Here is a 21758-nt window from a genome sequence, read left to right as displayed (position 1 = left end):
GGCTCTTGTGCTTGCCCCGCAGCACCAGGAAGGCGTCGTCGGTGAACGCCGCCTCGTCGCGACCCAGGAGACGGAGTCGTCCGGCGGGTTGCAGTTGCTCGACGAAACGCAGCGTCAGGTCGGGCGGCCGCTGCAGCGGTCGCCGGATCGGCCCGAGCTGCCGGTCCACCGCGGCGACGTCGGCGGCACGGGCGCCGAGGAGGCGGATGCCCACGATGCCGTGCAGATCGTAGTCCACCTGGTCGGGAACGGTAGGAGGTGTTCCCGTTCCAGGGGCACCGAGGAGCACCACGCCAGGGGATGATTGCAGCATCACGCGTTCCCTTCGGCGCCGACCGCGGTGTGCTGGCCGTTGGCGAAGAGCTGGCACAAGCCGGGTCCCTGGCGTCCCTGGATCCAGTGACGCAGCAGGGCGAGGGCGCGGCTGGAACCGATCGCCGCCGCCGGCAAGCGCGTCGCTTCCTGCAGGGCTCGCGCCATCCAGCAAGTATAGAAGAGAGGTTCGAGGAGAGTCGGGTGCACGCCGACGCGGGTGCAGTATTCCTCCAGCGTCTGCCGCACCCAAGGCGAAAAGTGCGACTCCAGGAGGAGGGAAGCCACGGACGCTGCGGGACGCTCCTGCCGGCGCTGCACGTCATCGAGGAGCACATAGGAGTGCAGGAAGACGAGGAGATCCCACAAAGGCATGCCGCGCTCCTCGGCTTGCTTCCAGTCGAAGAAGACCACGCGCCCATCGGATGGGACCAGGAGGTTGCAGAGTTCGGGATCGCCATGCTGGAGCACCGCGGGCACGGGCCAAGGGCTGGCGGCGAGGGCGGCGATCTGCCGGCGCAGGAAGGCGAGCTCCAGCGGCGGCGGCCGGTAGACGGCGGCAAAGCGCGTGCACAAGGTGTCCAGCGCTGCGGCAGCGGCGCTCGCCGCGACGGGCTCTGCGGTGGCCCGCCCCAGGGTCAGGAGCGAAGCCACCGCCTGCCGCGCCACGGCGCAAGAGGGGGTGCCCTCGGTGCGGTGTACGAAGGGTTCGCCTTCGAGCCACCGTCTTCCTACCGCGGCGAGGTGACCGGGGTGACCGAGGAAGAGGACCTCCGGCGCCACCTGCTGCGGTGCCGCCGACAGCGCGCGCCAGCGGCTCAGGACACGATGTTCGTTCTCGATGCCGCGATTGAAGCGAGGGTCGCGCACCATCTCGACGACGAATTCGGGAGCCGTCGCCACGGCGCCGAAGAGATAGAAGAGCAAGGTCGGCGCGCGAGCGTCGCCGGGCACACACAGACCCCAGCGATGGTCTTCGATGTCGACGCCATGCAAAGCGGCGAGACGGCGCAGGTAGGCTGGAGGCCGGGTGGTTCCAGGTGTGCGGGCGCCACCCAGGACTCCGAGGCGGCCCGCGGCCGGGGCGATGAAACCCCGTCGCGCCAGGGCCTTTTCGGCGCGAGCGAGCAGACCGTGGCGGAAACGCGGGGCGAGGAGGTGCTGCGCCTCGAACCAACGTGTCGTCTCGCCATCCACGCAGGGCACTGCCGTGCGGATCTCCCCGGCGAGCGGCGTCAGCCGCAGCACGAGCGGCGGAGTGCCGTGGAGCGAGGCGAGCCCTGGTGGGGTGGGATGCTCGTGGGGAGCGTCGAGTGCTTCGTGGTAAGAAATGCTGCCTGGACCCAGAAAAGGGCGCAAATCAGCAGCGTTCCAGAGTCCGCCGCTGGGAAGGAGGAGATCGGCGCGGAGCTCGTGCAGCTGCCACGAGGCCTGCGGGCGGCCGGCGACGGAGACGTTGCTCGGCCCGCCTCGCCCCAGCCATTCCTGCAGCAAGCGCCGCTTGCCATCCCGTGGTTCCCACACCATGACTTCTTCGGCGAGGGGGGCGATCGTCTCCAGCCCCGCCGTGGCCGGCAGGCCGAGGCAGAGCACGCGTCCGAGCTCGAGGCGATCGAGACAGAAGATCCAGTGGGCGCCGCGGGGATCGCCGCCGGCGTGGCTGCCCGGAAGCACCGGTGTCGCCAGCGTCGTCTCGAGCACGCTTCACACGCTCCCGCTGCTGACCGCCTCGCGGGCACTGGAGGGCGCTGCCCTCCGCGCGGTGCCGCCTTGGGCGAATAATGCCGCCAGCCGTTGGGCGTTGGTGCGGAGGTCGAAGTGCTGCCCCACCTGCTCCCGGCCGGCCTGGCCGAAGCGCAGGCGCCGCGCCGGATCCTCGCCCAAGGCCTGGATGGCATCGGCCAGCGCCACGCTGTCCCGCGGTTCGACGAGGACGCCGGAGACACCATCCTCCACCAGCTCCGGGATCCCGGAGAGGCGCGAGGACACCACGGGGAGGCCGCTCGCCATCGCTTCCATGAGCACCACCGGAATGCCTTCCTTCTTGCCTTGCGGTGTGGGCACGCTGGGCAGACAGAAGATGTCGGCGGCGGCCAGCATCCGGCTCACCTCCGGTCGAGGGAGGAGGCCATGCCAGCACACCTGCGCTCCGAGCCCGGCGGCGGCGATCTGCGCCACCACGGCGTCGCGCTCCGGCCCGTCGCCGATGAGGTCGCAGCGGAAGCGCACCCCGCGCTGGCGCAGCAGGTCACAGGCCTCGATGAGAGTGCGGTGTCCCTTCACGGCCTCGAGCGAAGCGACGCAGAGCAAGCGCAGGGTTTCCGGCTCCGTGGCGCTTGCAGCCGCTGCTTCCGGCGCCCCGTTCTCCCTGGCGCCGCCGCGGCGCGCAGGCGGCGCGAACACCGCGGGATCGACGCCACAGTGCACGATATGGATCTTGTCGCGCGCGGCCTCGCCGCACTCGCGCACCATGACTTCTTTGTTATAGGCGGAGATGCTGACCGCGAAAGCGGCGGCCTGGACCTTGTGCGCCAGCATGCGACGATCCACGTGCAGGTCGGAGCCGTGCGCCGTGAAGCTGAAAGGGATCCCGCTCAAGCGGTGCACCACGAGGGCGGCCACAGCGGGATGGGTGGCGAAGTGCGCATGCACATGGTCGACGCCGAGAGCGCGCATCTCCAGGGCGAAGCGCACGGACTTCGGGAAGATCCCCAGGGCCCCGATGACGAAGTTCGGGCTGCCCCAGGTGCCGCGCAAAACTTCGGCGAGAACACGCCAGTAAGCGAGCGGCCGGCGGAGCAGGAAGTGCAGCTGCGCCGCCAGGATCTTCCGCGACAGGAAGGGATGGAAGTGAGCGCGCGCCACGACGGTGGCCGCCTCGGGGTGCGCGACCCCTTGCCGTTCGCGCAGGAGCGGAAAGACTTCGACCTGGAGCCCCAACCGCTCCAGCTCCAGGATCTCGTAGAGGACGAAGGTCTCGCTGATCTTCGGGAAGCGCGACATGATGTACGCCAGTCGCGGGCGCGAGGCTGCGCCTCCCCCGGCGGCCTCCCCGCCGGCCAGGGGTGAAGGCTGCGGCGGCGCGGCTTCCCTCACGATGGAGCGCTCCGGTGAGCCATGCTGAGACGGTGGCGGTCGTGGGCTTGACGACGGTGGCGCCAGCGGTCGATGTGGCTGAACCAGGTCTGCAGCCGGAGCCGCAGGATACGCAGGTTGGTGCGCGGCGTGATGTTCGTGCGGTAGAGACGCAAGCGATCGGTGCGGCGCGGGTCGTTGTGGCCGTCGAGCTGCGTGAAGGCGAGGGTGAAACCCTCCTGGCGCACGATGTCCACGCTCTCGTCGTCGTGAGCGCCGTCGGGGTAGGCGAAGGCGGGCAGCACGTCGTCCAGCTCGCGCCGCATGTCGGTCAGGGAGGCAGAGATCTCGGTGCGGGCCCGGGAGGCGGAGACGCGGGTCAGCAGCGGGTGCCACTGCGTGTGCGGGCAGAGCGAGACCCCGTCGCGGGAGAGCAGGCGCAGCTCGTCCCAGCCGAGCACGCTGTGATGTCCGCTGTCCTCCTCGCCGAGCTGCTCGCAGATCTCCTCGACCAGTGCCATGGCATGGTCATGGGGATGGCTCTTGACCAGCCGCGCCGCGGCCCGGAGCGCCACCTGACGTTCCTCTTGGGTACGAAGCGGCAGGGGCCCACAGCTGGGAAGAACCAGCTCGGGCCGCGCTGGGTCGGTGCAACAACGGTACAACCGGTCCCACCAGAAGGCGCGCTCCGGACGGTCCGGATAGGCGGTGGGCACGAAGAGGGTGGCCGGCACGCGGTGCGCCTGCAGGATGGGCCAGGCGATGTCCATGAAATCGCGATAGGCGTCGTCGAAAGTGATGAGCACCGACCGCCGTGGCAGAGAACGGTGGGTTTCGAACGCCACCAGCACGTCCTCCAGGCCGACAACGCGGTAGTGGGTAGCCAGGAAGCGGATCTGGGCGGCGAACTCTTCCGGGGAAGCGCTGATCAACCGCGGGTTGAGATGCAGCGCGCTGGAGGGGTCGGCGATCCGATGATAGGTCAGGACGCGCAGCATGGCTTCCCATCGCTCGCAGGAAGAATTGGTCGGACGATTCGCGCGTTGGAGAGAGCTGGCGAGGCACGCCGAGGACGGCGCGGTGCCTCACCTCTCTCATGATATCACACGGGGCCCGCGCTGGGTGCGACCCCCGGCGCCATGGGTGACGCCGCCTGCCGATTGCGCCCGCTGGCGCGGCGTGGTCGCTCCCGCAGCGCGGCGGTACGTTTCCAGATGAGTGCGGTTGCATCGCGTCGCACCGCGTCGGCCCCCGACGCGGTGTCCACGACGGCACCTTCGACACCGAGGAACGGCGGTGATCGCCTCTGCACCTCGACGGACTCCGTCACCCCACCGTCATGACCCGGCGGCAGCACCCCGACCGACGGCTCGAGGAGTAGCACCAGATCAGGCTTCCACGGCCGCCATCCTGCGCCGCGTCCCGGTGGCGAGAGCTGGGACGGGATGGTGTCGTGTTCGACGACGACGGTCCACCCCAGCAGAGCCTGGGCCCAACCGCGGGCGGCATGACACCAGTTTGCGGCGACGCGGCCCCGCGAAGGGACGACGCGGGCCCGGAGCCACGGATCCTGAGCCAGCGCCGCGGCCAGGATGCGCCTGCCGCCGCGATCCGGTGAGACGAGCACGGTGGTCGTGCCACGGCGCCGAAGGAGGAAGGGCAGCCGCGAGAGGAGGAGGAAGCCCGCCGTCCGCACCGCCGCCAGGGGGTGGCGCAGGAGGAGGCGCCTGGTCCAGCGGCGTCCCTGACGCAGCAGATCGTCCCAGTCTTGCAGATCGAAGCCTTGCACCACGGCGAGCATGGGCCAGCTGCCGAAGCGGGAAGCGAGGAGGGAGAACAGGCGCTTTTGCGCCTCCGCGTCGGCGCGCAGCTCTTCCCAGAGCGCCCGCAGGCGCGAACGCTCGCCTTCCCGGAAACGCCGCGCCTCGAGGACGCAGTGCAGCAGCAAGGTGAGGAGTTCGTCCTCCGGTGCTGCCATCCACGCCACGCCGCGCCGCCGCCGGCGCGCCAAGAGCGCGCTCGCCAGCGGCAACTCGAGGCAGCGGAGCGGCGTCCCATAGCGCAACGTCTCGACCACCTGGAGCTCGATCCAGCAGTCGTCTTCCGGATCGTAGGCGACGTAGGGCCGGCAGGTCCTCGGGCCAAGGGCCGGCGAGCGCACGAACCCCATGACCTCCATGACCACTTCGAAGCGCCGCCGATCCGAGGGTCGCAGCAACAGATCGACCTGCTGCGACACCGAAGGCGTGAGGAGCTCGTCGTAACCGCGCAGCACGCAGTACTCCACCGCGACGCGATCGAGGCTGCGAAAGACTCTGCCGAGAAGCGGAGAGGCCATGTTCATGGGCGGAAGCCGGGCTCCTTCACGAGGTCGCCTCCTCGAGGGTGCGAGCGAAGCCCCGCAGAGGGGCCGGGGCGCCGGTCGCAGCCGCAGCATGCAGGCACAAGCGTTCCAGCACCGCCGCCGAGCGGCGCCAGCTGAAATGACTCTCCACGTAGCGCCGGCCCTGCAGTCCGAGCTGCCGGCGTTCCTCGGGCTGGCGCAACCACTGCACCGCGGCTTCGGCGAAGGCCGCCAGGTCCCCGACCGTGACCACCGGAGGCTCGGCGCCGTGGAGGCGCAGATCCTCGAGCACCACCGGTGAGGCGACCACCGGGACCTGCATGGCCAGGGCCTCGAGAATCTTGTTCTGCAGTCCCGGAGATTGCCGCAGCGGCGCCACGTAGAGCGCGGCGCGATCGAAGTAGGGCCGCATATCTTCCACGTAGCCCGTGACCCGGACGCCCACGCTGCGGCGGGCTGCGGCGCGCAGGCGGCGCGAAGGGTCGCGGCCGACGATGAAGACCTCCAGATCCGGAAGGGCGCGGCGCATGATGGGGACGATGTCCTCGACCAGATGCAGCGCCGCATCCTCGTTCGGCGGATGGCTCATCACTCCGGCGAACACGACGCAAGGCGGCCCCATGGGGGAGCCGTGGCGCCGGCTCCAGAAACGCGGGTCGACACCGTTCGGCAGGATCGCCGCCTGGCTCTCCGGACCCAGGATCCAGTCGCGGTCCCGCGGCGCGGTGAAGGCGATGTGGGGCGTCAGCCGCGCCAGACGGGTCTCGACATGGAGGGTGTGGCGATAGCGCAGCCAGAGCGGCGGCTTCCGTGGCCACGGAGCGAAGCGCATCTTGGTGCGGAGACGCAAGGAGGCGGCCTCGCCGAAGTCGACGACCACGGGGAGCGGGCAATCCGCGAGCAACGGGTAGAAGTGCTTGCCTTGCAGGAGAACCAGATCGTAGGTCTCACGCTGCAGCAAGTCATGGAAGGTCTCGTACATGGCTTCGAGGACGGCGCGGCTGCGCCTTCCTCCCAGCCGGTGGACCGGTGCCGGGCCCCCGAAGGGGATGCGACAGAGGAGGATTCTCTCCATGGTGGCACCCAGCTCCTGCATCACGGTGGCCGGGAGGTCGCGGTGCGCCGGGGCCAGGAGTGTGAGGTGGTGGCGCGCGGCGAGCTCGCGCCCGAAATGGTAGTGCCGGGTGGGGCCGACCAACGCCGGGTGTTGGATCGAGGGAACCAGGTGCAGGATGCGCATACGCTCTCCGACGCCAACCACGGATGCCGCGGCCGCAGAGGCCGAGTCAGTGGCGGCTGTAGCCCAGGGTATTGCTGCCTTTGATTTGTTCCAGCGCGCTGTCGGCTTCGATGCTGCCGCCGCGGGAATCCAGGATGACGTTGCCGGTGATTTCCAGGGCGCCGGCCTGGCCCACGTCGATGCCTTCGTCGCCGCAGTCGACGAAGCGATTGCCGCTCACCGAACCGCTGCTCGAGTCCAGATCGAGTCCATCCTTGCGCACGTCCTCGAAGAGGTTGTCGTGGATCTGGACGCGACCCCCGCGCACGTAGACGCCGTCCTTGCCGCGGAGATGGAGGAACTCGGCATTGCGGATCTCCACGTCGGCGCCGATGAGAGACAAGGTCCCGAAGAAATCGGTGCCGTTCACCCGCGCCTGCCGGCCGTTCTCGAAACGCACGTGTTCGAAGACAGACAAGCCGCCGCCGACGATGCCGACGGCTCCCCACTTGCGGAGGTGGCTGTGGGAGGTGAACAGGATCGGCGCGCTCTCGTTGCCCTGGGCGAAGACCGGGCTGTAGGAGATCAGGGCTGCGCCGTCGGCGAAGCGCAGCACCGCTCCCGCTTCGATGCGGAGCCGGGTGGAGCGAGGCACCACCACGGTGTGATCGAAGACATGCTCGCCTCGGGGCAAGAGGAGGTTCTCCGGCGCTTCCGGGTCGAGCATGAAGCTCTTGTTGTAGGCCAGGAAGGCCCGCACCGGCACGTCGGCGAGGTGGGACTTCTCCTCGGAATGGGAGATGTCGAAACCCGTGACCTCGTAGTAGAACCAGCGCGAGCGATCCAGGTGGAAGGCGGCCCAGAACAATGTCGCTGCCAGACCGACCCAGGTCAGGTAGAGGCCGGCGATGCGGAAGGCCAGGGATCCCTGCAGGTGCCGGCCCACGAGGGCAAAGACGGCGCAGCAGAGCAAGAAGAGCCCGGCGGCGACGGCGAGCATGGACTTGGGCAGGTGGAGCAAGACCCGGCTCGCCGCCAGGGCGAGGAATGTCACCAGGACCAGGCTCAGCAGGAGTCGGGGCCTCAAGCCCAGGTGACGGCGGAGCTGCCGCAACGGCAGCGCCTGCCTCGCGTGCTGCAGCCACTTCATGCCAAGATCCATTGTGCTGCCTCCAGTAGATTGGTGGCGATGTAATCGGGCCGGATGGATTCGCCGTCGAGTTGGGCGGCGGTGGCGACTCCGTAACCGGTGCGGACCAGGATGGTGTGACAGCCCGCCGTACGACCTGCTTCCAGATCGCTGCGTTTGTCCCCGATGCAATACGACTGCGCCAGGTCGAGGCCCAGCTCGCGGGCGGCGCGCTGGATCGATCCTGGTTGTGGTTTACGGCAGGTGCACTCGAGCCGGTAGCGGCCGAAGCCCTCGGTGGGGTGGTGCGGGCAGTAGTAGATGGCGTCCACGTAAGCTCCCTCACGGGCGAGCATGGCTTGCAGCTCCTGATGGATCTCCCCCAGGCGCTCCTCCGAAAGCAGGCCGCGGGCGACGGCCGCCTGGTTGGTGACCACGATCACCCGCCAGCCGGCGCGGTTCAGCAGCCGGATGCCTTCCGGCGCCCCCTCCAGGAGTTCCAATTCTTCCAATCGCCGCAAGTGATGCACCTCGCGATTGATGGTGCCGTCGCGGGCGAGGAAAACGCAGCGCGTCGTCAAGGGTCTTGGAAGAGCTCCTTGTTGGGCGCGCTTCGCCGACGGCTGCTCCGTCATGCGGTACAATTCCTGAAGGTGCGCGCTCTTCAGCGACGGAAGTCCAACGCTTGCAGGGTCGGCGCTTCCGTCAAGGATCGACCAGGGCCGTGTTCAGGGGCTGTGCAAACCGGCGTCCTCTTGATTATCCGAGGGGCGGGAACAGGCGTCAACGCCGCTTCCTCATGATGGCTCAAGATTCAGACCAGTGCCGCACGAGTGGGTTTCTCTCCCCACGGTCTATTGCGTGACTCTTCCCACTCCTTCAGGGGTTCGTTCGTGGCGCCCGGCTCTTCTCCCAGAGCCGCGGCAGCAAGCGGGGCAGCTCGGCGAGGCCGGGCAGGGGGTCGTCCCAGACCAGCAGGTCGAAGCGGTGCCGCGGGTTCAGCATGCCGAGCAAGGCGCGCAGCGCGCGAGCGCGGGACGGCAAGGGGAAGAACTCGTGCCGCCGTTGCTGCGCCAGCACCGCCGCGATCCACAACAGGTCCCGCTGCAGGTCCCGGCAGCGGAGCCCGAGGCGGTAGTCGCTGGCCAGGTGCGGCACGACCGCCGTCTCGCCTTCCAGAGCCAGTTTGGCGAGGAGGGCGGGGAAATCCACCCCGCTCGCCACCGCCAAGGGCAACGAGCCCCAGATGCGGCCGTTCACTTCCATCAAGCGCGGTCCTCCGGGCCCTACCTTGAACTCCACCATCGCGAGGCCGGTCCATTCGAGCGCCCGCAACAGGGCGACAGACCAGTCGAGGAGCTGCGGATCGAGAGCGATGCTCTCGCGATAGGAGCTCGCACCGCCGGAGAGAGGGAGCTCGCGCCGGCGTCGATGGGCGAAGGCGGCAAGCGGGCGGCCGCGGCTGGTGAGGAGCTCGATGCCATAGCCCTCGCCGGGGCAATAGCGTTGCAGGAGCACGTCGCAACGGCCGGAGAGCCGCCCGAGCCGCCGCTGCACCTCTGCTGGGCTCTCGGCGTAGGTCACCTGGAAGGACTCGATGCCGCGGGCGGGGTCGAGCTTGTTGGAGGCGTGCGGCTTGAGCACCAGCGGCCAGCCCCAATCGTTGCCCGCCGCCAGAGCCTCTCCCACCGTGTGTACGGCCCGTGTCTCCGGTACCGGGATGCCGAGGGAGGCAGCGACAGCCAGAGTGCTGCCCTTGTCGGTCACCAGTCGCAGCCTCGCGTCGTCGGGCATGGCCAGCGTCGTCTTGCCGGCGAAGTCGCCCCGCGCCGCTGCCAGCGGCTGGATCGCCAGATCGGTGACCGGAATCACCAGATCGACGCCATGAGTGAGGACAAGACGCAGCAGGGCGGCGGTGAATTCCTCCGGTGCCTCCCGCGGCGACGGCACCACGAAGGAAGCGTGGACGTAGCGCGAGCGGAAGCCCAGGCTGCGAGGGTCGCTGTCCACCGCCAGGACGCGATAGCCGGCACGGCCCAGGGAGCGCAACACGGCGATGGCGCTGCTGCGTCCGGCGTCGGTGACCAATATGGTGGCCGGCCTTTGTTCAGGCTTGCGCATGAGCATTTCTCCCGCCTCCATGCTGCCCGTGGGCCTGGAAGCCGGCGATGACGCGGCCGACGTCGTGCACCACGAGCTCGAGATCGCGGTTCGCGTCCACCAGCTCGAAGTGCTCCACCAGGTGGGCGAACTCGCGGTATTGCAAGCGGCGTTTCTCGAGGAACTCGGGGGAGAACTCGCCCTTGCGGCGAAAGACGACGTCGCCCGGTGCGTCGAGACAGACGACGAGATCGGGAGTGCGGCTCAAGTGGCGCAGCAGGAAGCCGTGCAGCCGGCGTTTGAAACTCCGCGACGCGGCCTGCGGATCGATGTCGAAATGGTAGTAGTCCAGGACGAAATGCCGGTCGAAGAGCACGATGATGCCGCGCCGGGCATACCAGAGCGCCACCATCTCGCGATAGCTTTGCTCGCAGATGCGATTGGCCAAGCCCAGGCTCTTGCGCAACGGATGCAGCAGACGGCGGGTGCAGTGCGCCGGCAGGGCCAGGAGGCCCTTCTTGCTGGCAGGCTTTGCTGCGGGCGGCGTCGCCACCGACACGGTCGGCATCTTGGTCGTGGACCGGGCCCGCTGGCGGCGGAGCTGCCGCTGTTTCCACCAGCGCGTGGTCGGCAGCATGACATTGGAGGTCTCCACGTTGTCCCCCATGTAGAGGTACTTGAGGGGCCGGGGAAACTCCCGCTCCAGGCGCCGTGCAATGGTCGTCTTGCCGACGCCATCCGGTCCGATGAGGGCCACGGTGAACATGTTGCCTCGGGTCCTCACAGGTCGAGTTCCTTCCAGTGTTCCAGGGCGAATCTCCACAGACCGAAGTATGGGTTCGCCATCAACCACTGCAGCTGCGTCTGCGAGCCCCGCTGGTCCGGGTTGCCCTCGCGCTGCATTCGAGTCGCCAGGTTGGCCACGGTACGCACCCAGGTGAGCAGGAAGAGCGGCCGCAGGCTCCGTGGCGACAGCCCGACCGCCTTGGCATAGTCCAGCACGTAGGGTCGCGCCCAGGCGGGGGAACCGATGAAAGCGCTCTCGAGGGTCTCGACGTACTTCCCGGTCGTGGTGGCGTCGGCGCGCGCGAAGGCGACATCGGTGAGAAAGAAGAAGACGTCCGTGGCCGGGAGCCCGGTGGCATCGGCCAGCTCCCAGCCCACCACCCCCACCTGTCCGTCGCTGTCGACGAGGATGTTCCGCGCCCCCAGTTCCCCGTGCTCGAAGACGCGGGGCAACACGTGCGTGGCCAGGGGCTCGGCGAACTCGTGGGTCCGGTCCAGCATCTGCCGGAGCTCCACCGAGGCGGGAAAGAGCGCCGCCAGCCGCCCCAGGCTGTTCTCCAGGTTCTTGCGCACCGATCCCGAGGGGCCGGTGACGAAAGCGCGCGAGGCGAAGTGCAGCTCCGTGACCCAGCGCATGACGCTGTCGACGCAGGGTTGCGACTTGCGCACCAGGGCCGGTGACAGTGGGCGCCCGGGCACGAAGGTTTCGAGCAGCAGCTTGGAGTCCTGCCAGTCGCGATAGGAGACGACGCGCGGCACCGAGCCCAGGCCGGCGGGCCGGAGCGACGACAGCTTCTCCAAGTTCGCGACCTCGCGCTCCAGGGCGGCGAGGTCGTCCTGCACACGCGGCGTCTTGGCGAGCAGCACCGGTTCCGGGCTGCCATCGGCGAAGACGAGGAAGATGACGTTCCGGGAGGCGCGGAAGCGCGACGCCCGCAACAGGCAATCCAGGGTGTGCGGGACGGGCCGCCCCACGGTGGCCTCGTCCCAGTGCGCGAGGATACTGCGTGCCAGCGCCCTCATGCCCTCTCCTCGCAGGCGCGCTTGCAGGCGATGACGCTCCAGCACGGCACCGAGCCGGGCAACAAGCCGGCGCGACGCAGGAGGCGGCGAAGCGCTCCCTTCACTGGGCCCCTGCCGGCCATGGGTCCGTCGAAGACGTAGTCGAGGATCATCCGGTTCTCCAGTGGCACGATTTCCACGGCGCCCTGGAATCCAGGCCGATGCCAGTGGGCGCGGACCTCGGTGAATCCATACGCTTGCAGGTGGCGCCGCAGTCGCGCCGGAGAACGGGGCACGCGGCGCTCGCCACCACGGAAGAACCACCGCTCGGACCAGCCCATCCAGGGATTCGCGGGACGGCTGCGTTCGATCTCCCAGTACAGGCAGCCGCCGTCGGCGACCAGCACGGCGGCGCCCTCGGCGTCGGCGAGACGGGACGAACGCAGAACGACGAGATCGAAGCGTGGTTCGCGCCCGGCGGCGAAGCGCCAACCCAGGTCGAGGAGGCTGAGGGAGCTGCTGTTCCGGCGCAGCGCCTGCACGAGCTGCTGATCGTCGTCACCCAGGAGTGCTACATGGCGCAGGATCGGGTCCGGGAGGAGGAAGCGCCAGTCCAGGCGCTGGCTCGCTTCCGCTGGGGCGTCCGGGCGCGCCCCGTTGCCGGAGCGGCGAAGAACGCGGGTCGCGCCGGTTGCAGGGACGGCGTCGGCGCCCCAGGTCGAGAAGTCTCCGGGAGTAGAAGGATTCACCGTGATCTCCAGGGTTGGACGGGGTTCTCGGCGCGCAGGAACGCGCCCACGATGGGAAGCTTCAACAGTTCCGGGAAGGTGTCCTTGATGGCCAGCTCGTGCTTGGTGAACGCGAGCACCAGGAAGGAAACCAAGGCCGCCGCCGGCAGCAGGATGAAGAAGTTGTCGATGACGAGCTGCGCCAGGAAGAGTCCGAGGGCGCCGATCACGATGACGATGTACACCGGCAGGTAGCGCCACTCGAAGAAACCGATCCCGGCGGCACGCAGTCCCCATTGCTTGAGCACATTGTGCAAGAGGAGAGCGCCGGCGGTGGCGATGCCGGTACCCATGGCGCCGAACCGCGGCACCAGCGCGAAGGTGAGGACGATGCTGGCCAGGATCGCCAGGACATTGATCGTCACGATGTAACGCAGCTTGCCCACCACACGCAGGGGGAGATCGTTGTTCCCCAGCGCGGCGCTGAAGTAGTAGGCGCCGGAGACCATCTGCAGGATCGGCCAGGAACTGGCGTAGCGGTCGCCGTACAACGTCGTGGTCAGCCCGCGCGCACAAGAGAAGGTCAAGGCGAAGACGGGGAAGGAAAGCACCGCCATCCAGACGGTGCTCCGCCAGTAGAGAGCGCGCATGCCCTCGCGGTCGCCGCGGGCGAAGAGTCGCGCCGCGATCGGGGTGAACAGTATTCCGAAGCTGGCGACCACGATGTTGTTGAGCTGCGCTGCCGGCAGGACGACGCGGTACATGGCCACTTCGGTGCTCTGGTGGTAGTAGCCCAGGATCAGCGTGGCGATCGAGTGCATCACCATGGGTACGAGGTTGGTGCTGAGCAGCGGCAAGGTGAAGGCGAACATCTCGCGGGCCGGGATGGACACCCCGTCTCCCCGCGCCCCCAGGAGGCCTTGGCGGCGGAAGAGTCGCAGGAAGAGGAGCGAGTAGATGCTGACGCCCACGATGCTGGCGGTCACGTATCCCCGGGCCAGGAAATGAGCGTCCGCGTGCAGCAGCACCAGGAGAACCACGACGCCGAGCTTCAGCGAGGGCGCCAAGACGTGTTTGCGGAAGAAGATCGCCTTGGGGCGGGCGAAGCAGGCGAAGAGCCCGAGCAGGAACTCGTCCAGGGCATCCACGGGGACCAGGAAGATCAGGATCAGCAGCAGGTCGAGAGGACCTCTTTCCCGCACCATGCGGGAGAGCAGGCCCGGCGCCAGGTACACCGTGGCGATCGCGATCAGACTGGTGCAGGCGATGCCGGCGAGCACGAGGAGTATGGCGCCGCGGACGCGGGCGTGGTCGCCGCGTTCGTGGTAGATGGGCACGAAGCGGGTGATGGACTTGTTGAGCCCGAAGGAAGACAGCCCATCCCAGAAGGCCACCACCGCCAGGCCGTAGGCGAAGGCGCCGAAGGACTGCGTCGTGAGGGTATGCACGATGAGGAGCTGGGAGAAGAAGTTGATGCCCCGGGAAAGGAAGCGGCCGAGCAGCAGCAGGCTCGAGCCGCGGAGCTGCCGGCGCACCGGATCGCCGCCGAACATGCGGGGGCTCTCTAGAGGTTGTGCGGTCACCGTGGCCATGTCCTCGCTCTCCGTTCGACTCAGGCTTCGAGGGCGCGGCGCTGCGGTTGCCAGCGCTCGATCTGCTCGCCCCGGACGAGGCCGGCCAGCGCCACCAGGGCTGCGGCGTTCGCCAGGCAGTAGAAGAAAGGAATCGACAGCAGCTTCTGACGGCCGGCGCGGCGCGACCTGAGCAGTCCCCCGGCCGCGGCCAGGAGGTAGAAGCTCAACTGCAACACGGCCGTCACGGCATAGAAGCGCCGGTGGGTGAGGGCAAGATTGCTCGCCAGCAGGGTGAGCAGGAAGATCGGCGCCAGGCGCCGCACCACCTTGTGAGAGAACAGGATCACGGAGTAGAAACCATAGCGGAAGGGATTGAGCAGCTCCCGCCGCAAAAGGACGCCACGCATGCCGCGGTTCATCAGCCGCACCTTGCGGCGGAACTCGCGCCCGGCGGCGCCCGTCGCTGGCTCGAAGCCCAGGGCCTCGGGTTCGAACACCAGGCGGCGCTTCTGCTGCACCACCGCGGTGGAAATGGCGAAATCGTCGGTGACGGCGGTGCGCTCTGGCATACGGAACAAGTTGCGGCGGATGGCGTAGAGGGCACCGTCCGCAGCCACGATACTCCCGGTGCGCGTCTGCATGCCCTTCAGCCACTTGTCGTAGCTCCAGTACAGGCTCTCGCCGCCTTCGCTGCTGTCGGCGCGCCGGTTCTTCACGTGCACTTGGTTGCCACAGACGCCGCCCACGGTGACATCGGCAAAGTTCCGCATCAGCTTGTGCAGTGCCTGAGGGTGCAGCATGGTGTTGGCGTCGGAGAAAACGAGGATCTCGCCGCGCGCCCGCGCCACGGCGTCGACCAAGGCGTGGATCTTGCCGCGGCGGGGCAGGGCCAGGAGCTGCAGGCGGGGGTCGGCGAAGCCGGCGACGATGCCTTCGGTGCGATCGTCGGAACCATCGGAGGCGACGATGATCTCCAGGGCCTCGGCAGGATAGTCGAGGGCCAGGCAATTGCGCAGCTTGTCCGCGATGACGTCTTCCTCATTGTAGGCTGCGACGACCACGCTCACGGTGGGAGTCACCTCCTCCTGGCGCACACGCATGCGACGCAGGATGCCCCAAAAGGCCACGAGCACCGGAAACCCGGCGTAGGTGTAGGCCAGGATCAAGACGGAGGCCCAGAAGACCAGTTCCATCTCAGTTGGCTCCACGCTGGGTGAAAATGCAGACCACGGTGCGCAGAATGATGCGCGTGTCGAGCCACAAGGAACGGTGGCGCTCGTAGGCGATGTCGAGCCGCACGCGCTCGTTGAACTCGAGCTCGTTGCGGCCGCTCACCTGCCAGAGACCGGTCAAGCCCGGCTTCACCTCGAGCCGGGCGGTGTGCCACAAGCTGTAGGTGACCGAGCTGAAGGAGGTCGGTCGCGGCCCCACCAAGCTCATGTCGCCCTTGATCACGTTGAGCAGCTGGGGCAGCTCGTCCAGGCTGGTCTTGCGCAGGAAACGCCCGGCGCGGGTGATGCGCGGGTCGTTGGTGATCTTGAAGTCGGGCCAGGCCAGCTCGTTCAAGTGCATGAACTTGCTCTTGAGCTCCTCGGCGTTGCGGAACATCGTGCGCAACTTGTACATGCGGAAGCGCCGCCCGCCGCGGCCGGTACGGCTCTGGACGAAGAAGATCGGTCCGGGCGAATCGATCTTGATCAGAGCCATGCACAGGGCGATGACGGTGAGTACCACCGGCAACGACAGCAAGCACAAGGTCAGATCCATGACACGCTTGCAGCCGGCGTAGCGTTCGTCGCTCAGCCAGGGGCGACCGCGCTGCTCGTACCAAGGCCGCGGCAGCGCCGGTGCGGGGAACAAGGGGACGATGGCGGCTCCGTCCTGCGTCTGCATCTTCCTCAAGTTCAAAGTGCCCTCTCGTGGTGATCCCTGGGGAGGTGGTGGTTTCGGGTCCCTGATGGTGCCCTCATTTCGGCGCGACACGCACCAGATCCTGGTCGCTCGCCTTGGCGGTGGTCCCGGATTCTTCGATCTTGATCATGCCGGTGGAGAAGCCGTCTTCTCGCTGCAAGGTGTCGTTCGCCGCGAACACGCAGCGCACGAACTCGCCGCCGCCGCCGCCGAACATGGGCTTCTGGCGCTTCGCCTCGATGGCGAGCCGATTGCCCTCGAAGGTGCAGCGGCTGACCTTGGCGAACGACTGGTCCATGCAGGAAACCGCGATCTGGCAACGGCGGAAGCTGTTGTTCTCCAGCACCGGGCGCGAGTTCTCGCTGACGCGGACGCCCTTGTCCCGGGCGTTCTCGATCTCGTTGTCCCGCAGCGTGACCTGGCTGTAGGAGATGTCGATGCCGTCCCCGGCGATGTCCTTGAAGCGGCTGCCCGTCACTTCGCCGGTGCCGGCGTCGATGTCGATGGCGTCGCTGGCGGTGCGTTCGAAGTCGCAGTCCTTGGCGACGATCTTGCCGCTCTTGACGTTGACCGCGTCTTCGCTGCGCATGTCGGTGAAACGACAGTGCTCGAGCTGCAGGTCCCCTTCGTGGACGGCGAGGCCGCCGGTGAAGAGGATGCCGTTGGCCCGTTTCTGCCCGCCGTGGCTGAAGTCGGTGTAAAGGACGCGCACGGGCTCCGCCGGTCGGATGCAGGCGAAAGTCCCCCAGGCCTTGCCGTTGCGCCCGTGGATGCGAATCCGCTGGTCCACCGTGCCCTCGCAGACGAGGCCACCGAAGCAGAGCACCGCGGCTCCGGGTTCGAGGGTGATGTCCGTCCCGGGGGCGACCACGAGGGAGACGCTCTGGGGCACGATCACTGTCCCTGCCAACGACACGTCGCCGTGCAGCTCGACGGCGCCAGGGCGTGCGGCGCTGGGATGGAACTGCGGCTGGACCCGGAGGAACTCGGCCAGGCTCCGCTGCTCTGCCGCCAGATCATAGGGATCGGTGGCGTCATAGCAGGTGATGCCGATGGTGTTGTCGGGGACGACGACGTCGATCTGGTTCAGCGAAGCCGAAGGGATCGGCTCCTCGGTGACCGCGTTCATGGCGGTGACGACGAGCGTGGGCGGCGTCCAGAGCAGAGGGTTCCGCGTCGGGTTGGCGAGATTGCCGACGAGGAACCAGCGGCGGCGGCCGGCCAGGGGCTCGAAGTACTCCCAGTGACGGCCGAGGATCGCGTGCGCACCGTAATGGACGGTGGGAAGAACCTCGTCGTCGAGCACGAAGGCGATGCTGCCGCCGGTGCCATCGCTTTCACCGAGGAGGCGGTCCGTCTTGCCGAGCACGCCATCGTCGTCGCTGTCGGCGAAGAGACGATAGCTGCCAGTGAGCGCGGTGGAGTCCGCCAGGGTGAACTCCTGGAGGTGGATGCCGCTGGCATTGAGGGCGGTGAACTCGAGGGTCGCCAGCTGGTCGCTGTCGAGGCGATAGTTCAGGTTGCCCGCGCCATGTTCGAGCACGTGGCGCGTCCTCTGGATGTTGCTGACCAGGACCTTGCGGATCTGATCCATCTTGTACGCCTGGATGGGCGTGGTGAGCACGTCCGCCCAGACCACCAGGCGAATGTCGGCGGCCATCTGGTCATACCGGGCCAGCAGGCTCTTGCCGCCGTCGGCCAGGAACTGCCACATGATGCGGTTGCGCCGGAGCCGGAGCTCGGGATCGCGCAGCACTGCGGCCTCCAGCGGGTCGGCGGGAGTGCTGAAGAAGTCGAAGGTGCCCGGTTCGCTGGGCATCTGCTGCAGCGTCACGTCCCAGGGCACGGGTTCCAGGAGACCGCGGCTGGAATCGTAGTAGAACTTCAAGTTGTCCGAACCGAAGCGCACCTGATCGGTGTTGCACAGCGTCATCAGGCAGCGGAAGGTGAGGTACTTCTCCCAGTCGATGACGGCGCGGACGCGGGCGAAGTTCTCCGGTGTCGGGTTCTTGGCGTGATCGACCAGCACCTGCATGGCACGCAGGCCCAGGTCATCCGTCGGCTCCACCTGCCGGCGCAGGGAGCCGACGTCGAAGGCGGCATCGCTCACCGTGGCGCTGCCCAGGCCGGTGTAACGCTCGTGGGTCCCGGCCCGGTTGCCGAGGCCGAAGACCGTGGTTTCCGGGCGTCCGTTCCCGGCCAGCAGCGGATTGTCGAAGTGCTCGGCCTGGTAATACAGACCATGGATGACGCCGTTGACTTTGAGGATGGCGAAATGGTCCGCCGGCGTGACCAGTCCCCGCTCGTGCAAGACGGAGTTCACGAACGGCCCGAGAGCGAAGAGCTTGTCTTGCGGGACGATGAGATTGATCTGATGCTTGCCCTCGAAGTAGCGCTCCACCCGCTGCCCGGCGACGACCTGGTCGCTGAACTTGATGCGATAGGACTTCTTGGGCCCACTCCAGTGGCGGCTCTGATCCCCGCGCAGGCGCATCTCGATCTTGTAGGCCTGGCCGCCGTGGATGAAGGTGGCGGGAACCCAGGTTCTGAGGTCCTCGTTCAGCCAGCCCCGGGCCACGGCCTCTTCCGCCGTCTTTTGCAACGTGTTCCACTCCAGCCGCCCGATCTTGATGTCGTAGACCGGTAGCCCCGATTGCAGCAGGATGTGACGGTTGCGCATGGGGTTGAACATGCCGTCCACGAGCGCCACGTACTTATTTCTAGTGAACAGGTGGCTCGAGTACTCGGCCACGGTGCGTGAATAGGTCAGGCAACTGAAGCCGATGAAGACGAGCGCAGCCAAGCCGAGCCAGCGCTCCGGCCCGCGCCAGACGCGGTCCAGGAGACGCCAGGGGCTGACTGGGCCGTGCTTGGGGGATGGACTGGTCATGGATCTCTGCTTTCTCCCAGGGCAGCGCTAGTCGCGCCGAATCGCCGCCGAGGTCCGCGCCTCGCTGGCGATGGAATAACAAAACTTGCTGAACGCCTCGTTGCGCAGGCCGTATTTGTCGGTCAGCATGTGCAACCAATACGGCATGACGCCATCCACCTTGATCTCGAAGACACTGTGTCCGTACTGCATGAGGCGCCGCGCGCCGTGCAGGTCGCCCAGGAGATCGGTGTGGCGCGAGGCCACGATCTCGTCGTCGAAGTTGGTGCGGACGCGGCTGATGTCGCGCCGCTCCCAGGCCTTGCGCCGGTACTGCACGATGACCTTCGGCTCCATGCTGTATTGCTTTTGCAGGCGGAAGAAGTCGGCGACACCAGGATGACTGTCGAGGATGGCGTCGCGAGGCAGCGTCCGCCTCTGCAGGGCCTCCCAGATCTCCAGGTACTCCTCGCGGCTCACATCGCAGGCCACCTTGTGGATCGTGGCCAGGATGCGTGACTTCACCTCGAGCCGCACGATGGCCGCCTGGCTCGGGTCATCGGTGTAGATGCGGGTCCGCACCTTGTGCCGCACGGCGTCGCCAGAGACCTTGCTGTGGAACGCCATGTAGTCCGGCGAGTCGAAATAGAGACTGCGGACGATGTAGGTGCCGTCGTTGCCGGCGAAGGCGTCGGGTCGCATGAGGGCGGAAAGGTCGCGTTCCAGCCCCGTCCGCGTCGTCCGGTCGACGACGTACTTGACCTCCCACCGCTGCATGACCAAGGGCTTGTGGACGCCCTGGGCGTTGCCGTTCCCGTTGCCGTTCGAAGCGTGGCCGTTGCTGTCCATGAGCCCTCCGTGTGCTGCGAACGGCGATCTACAGATCGAGGTGGTTTTCCGGGGCGATGAGCGTCACCCGGGAGATGTTCTCGTTCTTGCTGATTTCCTTCACCAGGGTCTCGGGGTTGGCCTTGGCAGCGAAGCGCACGTTGTAGGTGTATTCGAACTCCGTGCCGTGGTCCGCATCGGTGGCGCCGCGCAGCTGCTTCCAGGACACCATGCCCTGAGTGTCCTCGGGAAGGGCCTTCCAGGGGTCCTGGAGGCTGGAGCGGAAAACCAGGATGTAGTCGGAGGCGGCGGCGCGGGTGTAGCTCACGCGCGGGATGAGAACGGCGACGAGAGAGACCATGAAGGTTCCGATGGTGGCGAGCATCCAGGCGTTGGCGCCGGCGCAGAGGCCGAGGGCCACCGCGAAGAAGAGGAACACCATGTCCTTGGTGTCCTTGATCACGGTGCGGAAGCGGATGACCGAGAGGGAGCCCACCAGGCCGAGGGAGAGGGCCACGTTGCTGCCGATCGCCATCATGATCATGGACACGATCGGCGCCACGAGGATGAGCGCCAGGAAGAAGGAACGGCTGTAAGCCACGCCGCTGTGGGTCTTGCGGTACACCGTGGCCCAGACGAAGGCGAGGGCGAAGGCCAGGCTCAGGTTGAGCAGCATGTGGCCCGGGGTGAGATCGATCTTGAGCACATTTTGCGGATTCATCTTCGATTCAACTCCGAACGAAAGGCGTCGATGGGCGCCGAGAGACCAATCGGAAGGAGCGAGAGCCAGGGGCTCTCGGCGGCCGGGAGGACCGGCCAGCACTACATGCACGTCTGAGAAACGAGTGAACAGAGCAGAGGAAGCCTGCTGCCGGCGCAGAATCGAGAGCTCGTTGTCTTGATCACCGGACAGGGGGCGTCCCCTGGACCCAAGAAGTCTAGCACGAGCCAGCGCCGAGAGTCCGGCGCGGTTTCGGGACGGTCGAGGTACGGTGCCGCGGCTCGTGGCGCGATTTCCCGCCCGATCTCGCGCTTCCGCCGCCGGACGCGGCGCTCCTCATTGTGCCGTGAAAATGGGCGAAAGCACACAATCCAAGAAACACGGTTTTGCACGGCATTGGGTGAGTTGGCGCATGTCAGGTGCCGTGTAGCTTTGCAGGCCCGGACCATGGCGGCATCCTGGCGGTCTGCTCACCACGTCGGGTATGCTTGATCTGCGGCTGCGAGCGACGGTTCGCGGTCCTCCATGAAAGGCTCAGGGTATTCGCCGGATCCCGGAGCTTTTTTCGCCTCGACTATTCAGAAACCGTGAAAGATCTATTACTATGAGAGGTAACCACTCTTTGGGACTTCGTTCCCTGCTGCGCGACTGCGCCTGCGCGGCGCTGCTCGCCCAATGGCTCGTTCCCGCCGGGGCCATCGCTCAGCAGAAGGACGACTATCTCCTCGGTGAGGAGAATCGTTTGGAGATGGTGGTGCACGTGCTCGGCGAGGTGGCGCGCCCCGGAGAATACCGTGTGGCGGACGACACCAACGTCCTCGAGCTCCTATCGAAAGCCGGTGGCGGCACGGGCACGGCCCGCTTGAGCGAAGTGACCATCACTCGTTTGGGCGGCGTCGGCGAGCCGAGCGCCCTCGGGGGAGCCGGCAGCACCAACGGCAGCGACCCAGCGGCGCAGCGGGTGTTCCGCGTCAACATCGCGGACATCCTGCAGGGCAAGACGGCAGAGGTGCCTCTGCTGCATCCTGGCGACGTCGTCATGGTGCCCCGCAACAGCTGGGCGGCGTGGCGTACCACGGCCGCGGTCCTGCGCGATCTTTCCATCGTGGCGACGACGTATTTCATCGGCGTACGCGCATTCAACGAGTGAGTGCCGGCCA

Annotated in this window: 19 protein-coding genes; 1 reads left to right on the top strand and 18 read right to left on the bottom strand. The window is 67.4% G+C overall.

Annotated features, from left to right (window positions below; translation table 11 throughout):
* The 18 genes from VFE28_05935 to VFE28_05850 form a co-directional block, all read right to left on the bottom strand.
* A partial coding sequence (locus VFE28_05935; protein ID HZM15524.1) for a hypothetical protein occupies positions 1–316 on the bottom strand: 316 nt, incomplete at its 3' end.
* The gene (locus VFE28_05930) at positions 313–2013 is read right to left on the bottom strand and encodes a phosphotransferase (GenBank protein ID HZM15523.1); all 1701 of its coding nucleotides are present in this window, start codon (positions 2011–2013) and stop codon (positions 313–315) included. The genes VFE28_05930 and VFE28_05935, both read right to left, overlap by 4 nt.
* A gap of 3 nt (positions 2014–2016) precedes the next feature.
* On the bottom strand, positions 2017–3408 hold the full coding sequence (locus VFE28_05925) for a glycosyltransferase (GenBank protein HZM15522.1): 1392 nt from the start codon (positions 3406–3408) through the stop codon (positions 2017–2019).
* Positions 3405–4385 carry a polysaccharide deacetylase family protein gene (locus tag VFE28_05920; GenBank protein HZM15521.1) on the bottom strand — a complete coding sequence of 327 codons (981 nt, stop codon included), beginning with the start codon at positions 4383–4385 and terminating at the stop codon, positions 3405–3407. Before VFE28_05920 ends, VFE28_05925 begins: the two co-directional genes overlap by 4 nt.
* Before the next feature lie 104 nt (positions 4386–4489).
* Entirely contained in the window at positions 4490–5731 is a 1242-nt protein-coding gene (locus VFE28_05915) for a hypothetical protein (GenBank protein HZM15520.1), read from the bottom strand.
* A 19-nt stretch (positions 5732–5750) separates the two neighbouring features.
* Positions 5751–6971, bottom strand: coding sequence for a glycosyltransferase (locus tag VFE28_05910; protein HZM15519.1), 1221 nt, complete (start codon positions 6969–6971; stop codon positions 5751–5753).
* Between the two features lie 46 nt (positions 6972–7017).
* Positions 7018–8100 (bottom strand): right-handed parallel beta-helix repeat-containing protein, encoded by a 1083-nt coding sequence (locus VFE28_05905; GenBank protein HZM15518.1) that lies wholly within the window; start codon positions 8098–8100, stop codon positions 7018–7020.
* The gene (locus VFE28_05900; GenBank protein ID HZM15517.1) at positions 8097–8660 is read right to left on the bottom strand and encodes an HAD family hydrolase; all 564 of its coding nucleotides are present in this window, start codon (positions 8658–8660) and stop codon (positions 8097–8099) included. Before VFE28_05900 ends, VFE28_05905 begins: the two co-directional genes overlap by 4 nt.
* Positions 8661–8958: 298 nt before the next feature.
* Positions 8959–10200, bottom strand: coding sequence for an ATP-grasp domain-containing protein (locus VFE28_05895; protein ID HZM15516.1), 1242 nt, complete (start codon positions 10198–10200; stop codon positions 8959–8961).
* Complete coding sequence (locus VFE28_05890) at positions 10187–10945, bottom strand: AAA family ATPase (protein ID HZM15515.1); 759 nt, start codon at positions 10943–10945, stop codon at positions 10187–10189. Before VFE28_05890 ends, VFE28_05895 begins: the two co-directional genes overlap by 14 nt.
* 14 nt (positions 10946–10959) lie before the next feature.
* Positions 10960–11988: an aminoglycoside phosphotransferase family protein gene (locus VFE28_05885; GenBank protein ID HZM15514.1), complete on the bottom strand. Its 1029-nt coding sequence runs from the start codon at positions 11986–11988 to the stop codon at positions 10960–10962.
* Positions 11985–12716 carry a hypothetical protein gene (locus VFE28_05880; GenBank protein HZM15513.1) on the bottom strand — a complete coding sequence of 244 codons (732 nt, stop codon included), beginning with the start codon at positions 12714–12716 and terminating at the stop codon, positions 11985–11987. Before VFE28_05880 ends, VFE28_05885 begins: the two co-directional genes overlap by 4 nt.
* Complete coding sequence (locus VFE28_05875; GenBank protein ID HZM15512.1) at positions 12713–14287, bottom strand: oligosaccharide flippase family protein; 1575 nt, start codon at positions 14285–14287, stop codon at positions 12713–12715. Before VFE28_05875 ends, VFE28_05880 begins: the two co-directional genes overlap by 4 nt.
* A 20-nt stretch (positions 14288–14307) precedes the next feature.
* Complete coding sequence (locus VFE28_05870; GenBank protein HZM15511.1) at positions 14308–15462, bottom strand: glycosyltransferase family 2 protein; 1155 nt, start codon at positions 15460–15462, stop codon at positions 14308–14310.
* A gap of 1 nt (position 15463) precedes the next feature.
* The gene (locus VFE28_05865; GenBank protein ID HZM15510.1) at positions 15464–16162 is read right to left on the bottom strand and encodes a sugar transferase; all 699 of its coding nucleotides are present in this window, start codon (positions 16160–16162) and stop codon (positions 15464–15466) included.
* Positions 16163–16235: 73 nt separating this feature from the next.
* Positions 16236–19070 (bottom strand): right-handed parallel beta-helix repeat-containing protein, encoded by a 2835-nt coding sequence (locus tag VFE28_05860; GenBank protein HZM15509.1) that lies wholly within the window; start codon positions 19068–19070, stop codon positions 16236–16238.
* Between the two features lie 27 nt (positions 19071–19097).
* A complete protein-coding gene (locus VFE28_05855) occupies positions 19098–19898 on the bottom strand; it encodes a polyphosphate polymerase domain-containing protein (GenBank protein ID HZM15508.1) in 801 nt (266 codons plus the stop codon).
* A gap of 28 nt (positions 19899–19926) precedes the next feature.
* Entirely contained in the window at positions 19927–20598 is a 672-nt protein-coding gene (locus tag VFE28_05850; protein ID HZM15507.1) for a DUF4956 domain-containing protein, read from the bottom strand.
* Between the two features lie 622 nt (positions 20599–21220).
* On the opposite strand from VFE28_05850, the gene VFE28_05845 reads away from it, so the two are divergent.
* A complete protein-coding gene (locus VFE28_05845) occupies positions 21221–21748 on the top strand; it encodes an SLBB domain-containing protein (GenBank protein ID HZM15506.1) in 528 nt (175 codons plus the stop codon).
* The last annotated feature ends 10 nt before the right edge of the window (positions 21749–21758 follow it).

The sequence above is a fragment of the Candidatus Krumholzibacteriia bacterium genome (genome assembly GCA_035649275.1).
GTDB lineage: Bacteria > Krumholzibacteriota > Krumholzibacteriia.
The sequence above is the reverse complement of the archived record's forward strand: the minus strand, read 5'-3'. Positions and strand labels throughout refer to the sequence as shown.

What these genes read in the sequence shown, in the direction of transcription:
- VFE28_05850 (HZM15507.1), bottom strand. Translation starts at nt 20,598, where the DNA reads ATGAATCCGCAAAATGTGCTCAAGATCGATCTCACCCCGGGCCACATG.
- VFE28_05890 (HZM15515.1), bottom strand. Translation starts at nt 10,945, where the DNA reads ATGTTCACCGTGGCCCTCATCGGACCGGATGGCGTCGGCAAGACGACC.
- VFE28_05885 (HZM15514.1), bottom strand. Translation starts at nt 11,988, where the DNA reads ATGAGGGCGCTGGCACGCAGTATCCTCGCGCACTGGGACGAGGCCACC.
- VFE28_05895 (HZM15516.1), bottom strand. Translation starts at nt 10,200, where the DNA reads ATGCGCAAGCCTGAACAAAGGCCGGCCACCATATTGGTCACCGACGCC.
- VFE28_05870 (HZM15511.1), bottom strand. Translation starts at nt 15,462, where the DNA reads ATGGAACTGGTCTTCTGGGCCTCCGTCTTGATCCTGGCCTACACCTAC.
- VFE28_05910 (HZM15519.1), bottom strand. Translation starts at nt 6,971, where the DNA reads ATGCGCATCCTGCACCTGGTTCCCTCGATCCAACACCCGGCGTTGGTC.
- VFE28_05865 (HZM15510.1), bottom strand. Translation starts at nt 16,162, where the DNA reads ATGCAGACGCAGGACGGAGCCGCCATCGTCCCCTTGTTCCCCGCACCG.
- VFE28_05860 (HZM15509.1), bottom strand. Translation starts at nt 19,070, where the DNA reads ATGACCAGTCCATCCCCCAAGCACGGCCCAGTCAGCCCCTGGCGTCTC.
- VFE28_05905 (HZM15518.1), bottom strand. Translation starts at nt 8,100, where the DNA reads ATGAAGTGGCTGCAGCACGCGAGGCAGGCGCTGCCGTTGCGGCAGCTC.
- VFE28_05855 (HZM15508.1), bottom strand. Translation starts at nt 19,898, where the DNA reads ATGGACAGCAACGGCCACGCTTCGAACGGCAACGGGAACGGCAACGCC.
- VFE28_05915 (HZM15520.1), bottom strand. Translation starts at nt 5,731, where the DNA reads ATGAACATGGCCTCTCCGCTTCTCGGCAGAGTCTTTCGCAGCCTCGAT.
- VFE28_05875 (HZM15512.1), bottom strand. Translation starts at nt 14,287, where the DNA reads ATGGCCACGGTGACCGCACAACCTCTAGAGAGCCCCCGCATGTTCGGC.
- VFE28_05920 (HZM15521.1), bottom strand. Translation starts at nt 4,385, where the DNA reads ATGCTGCGCGTCCTGACCTATCATCGGATCGCCGACCCCTCCAGCGCG.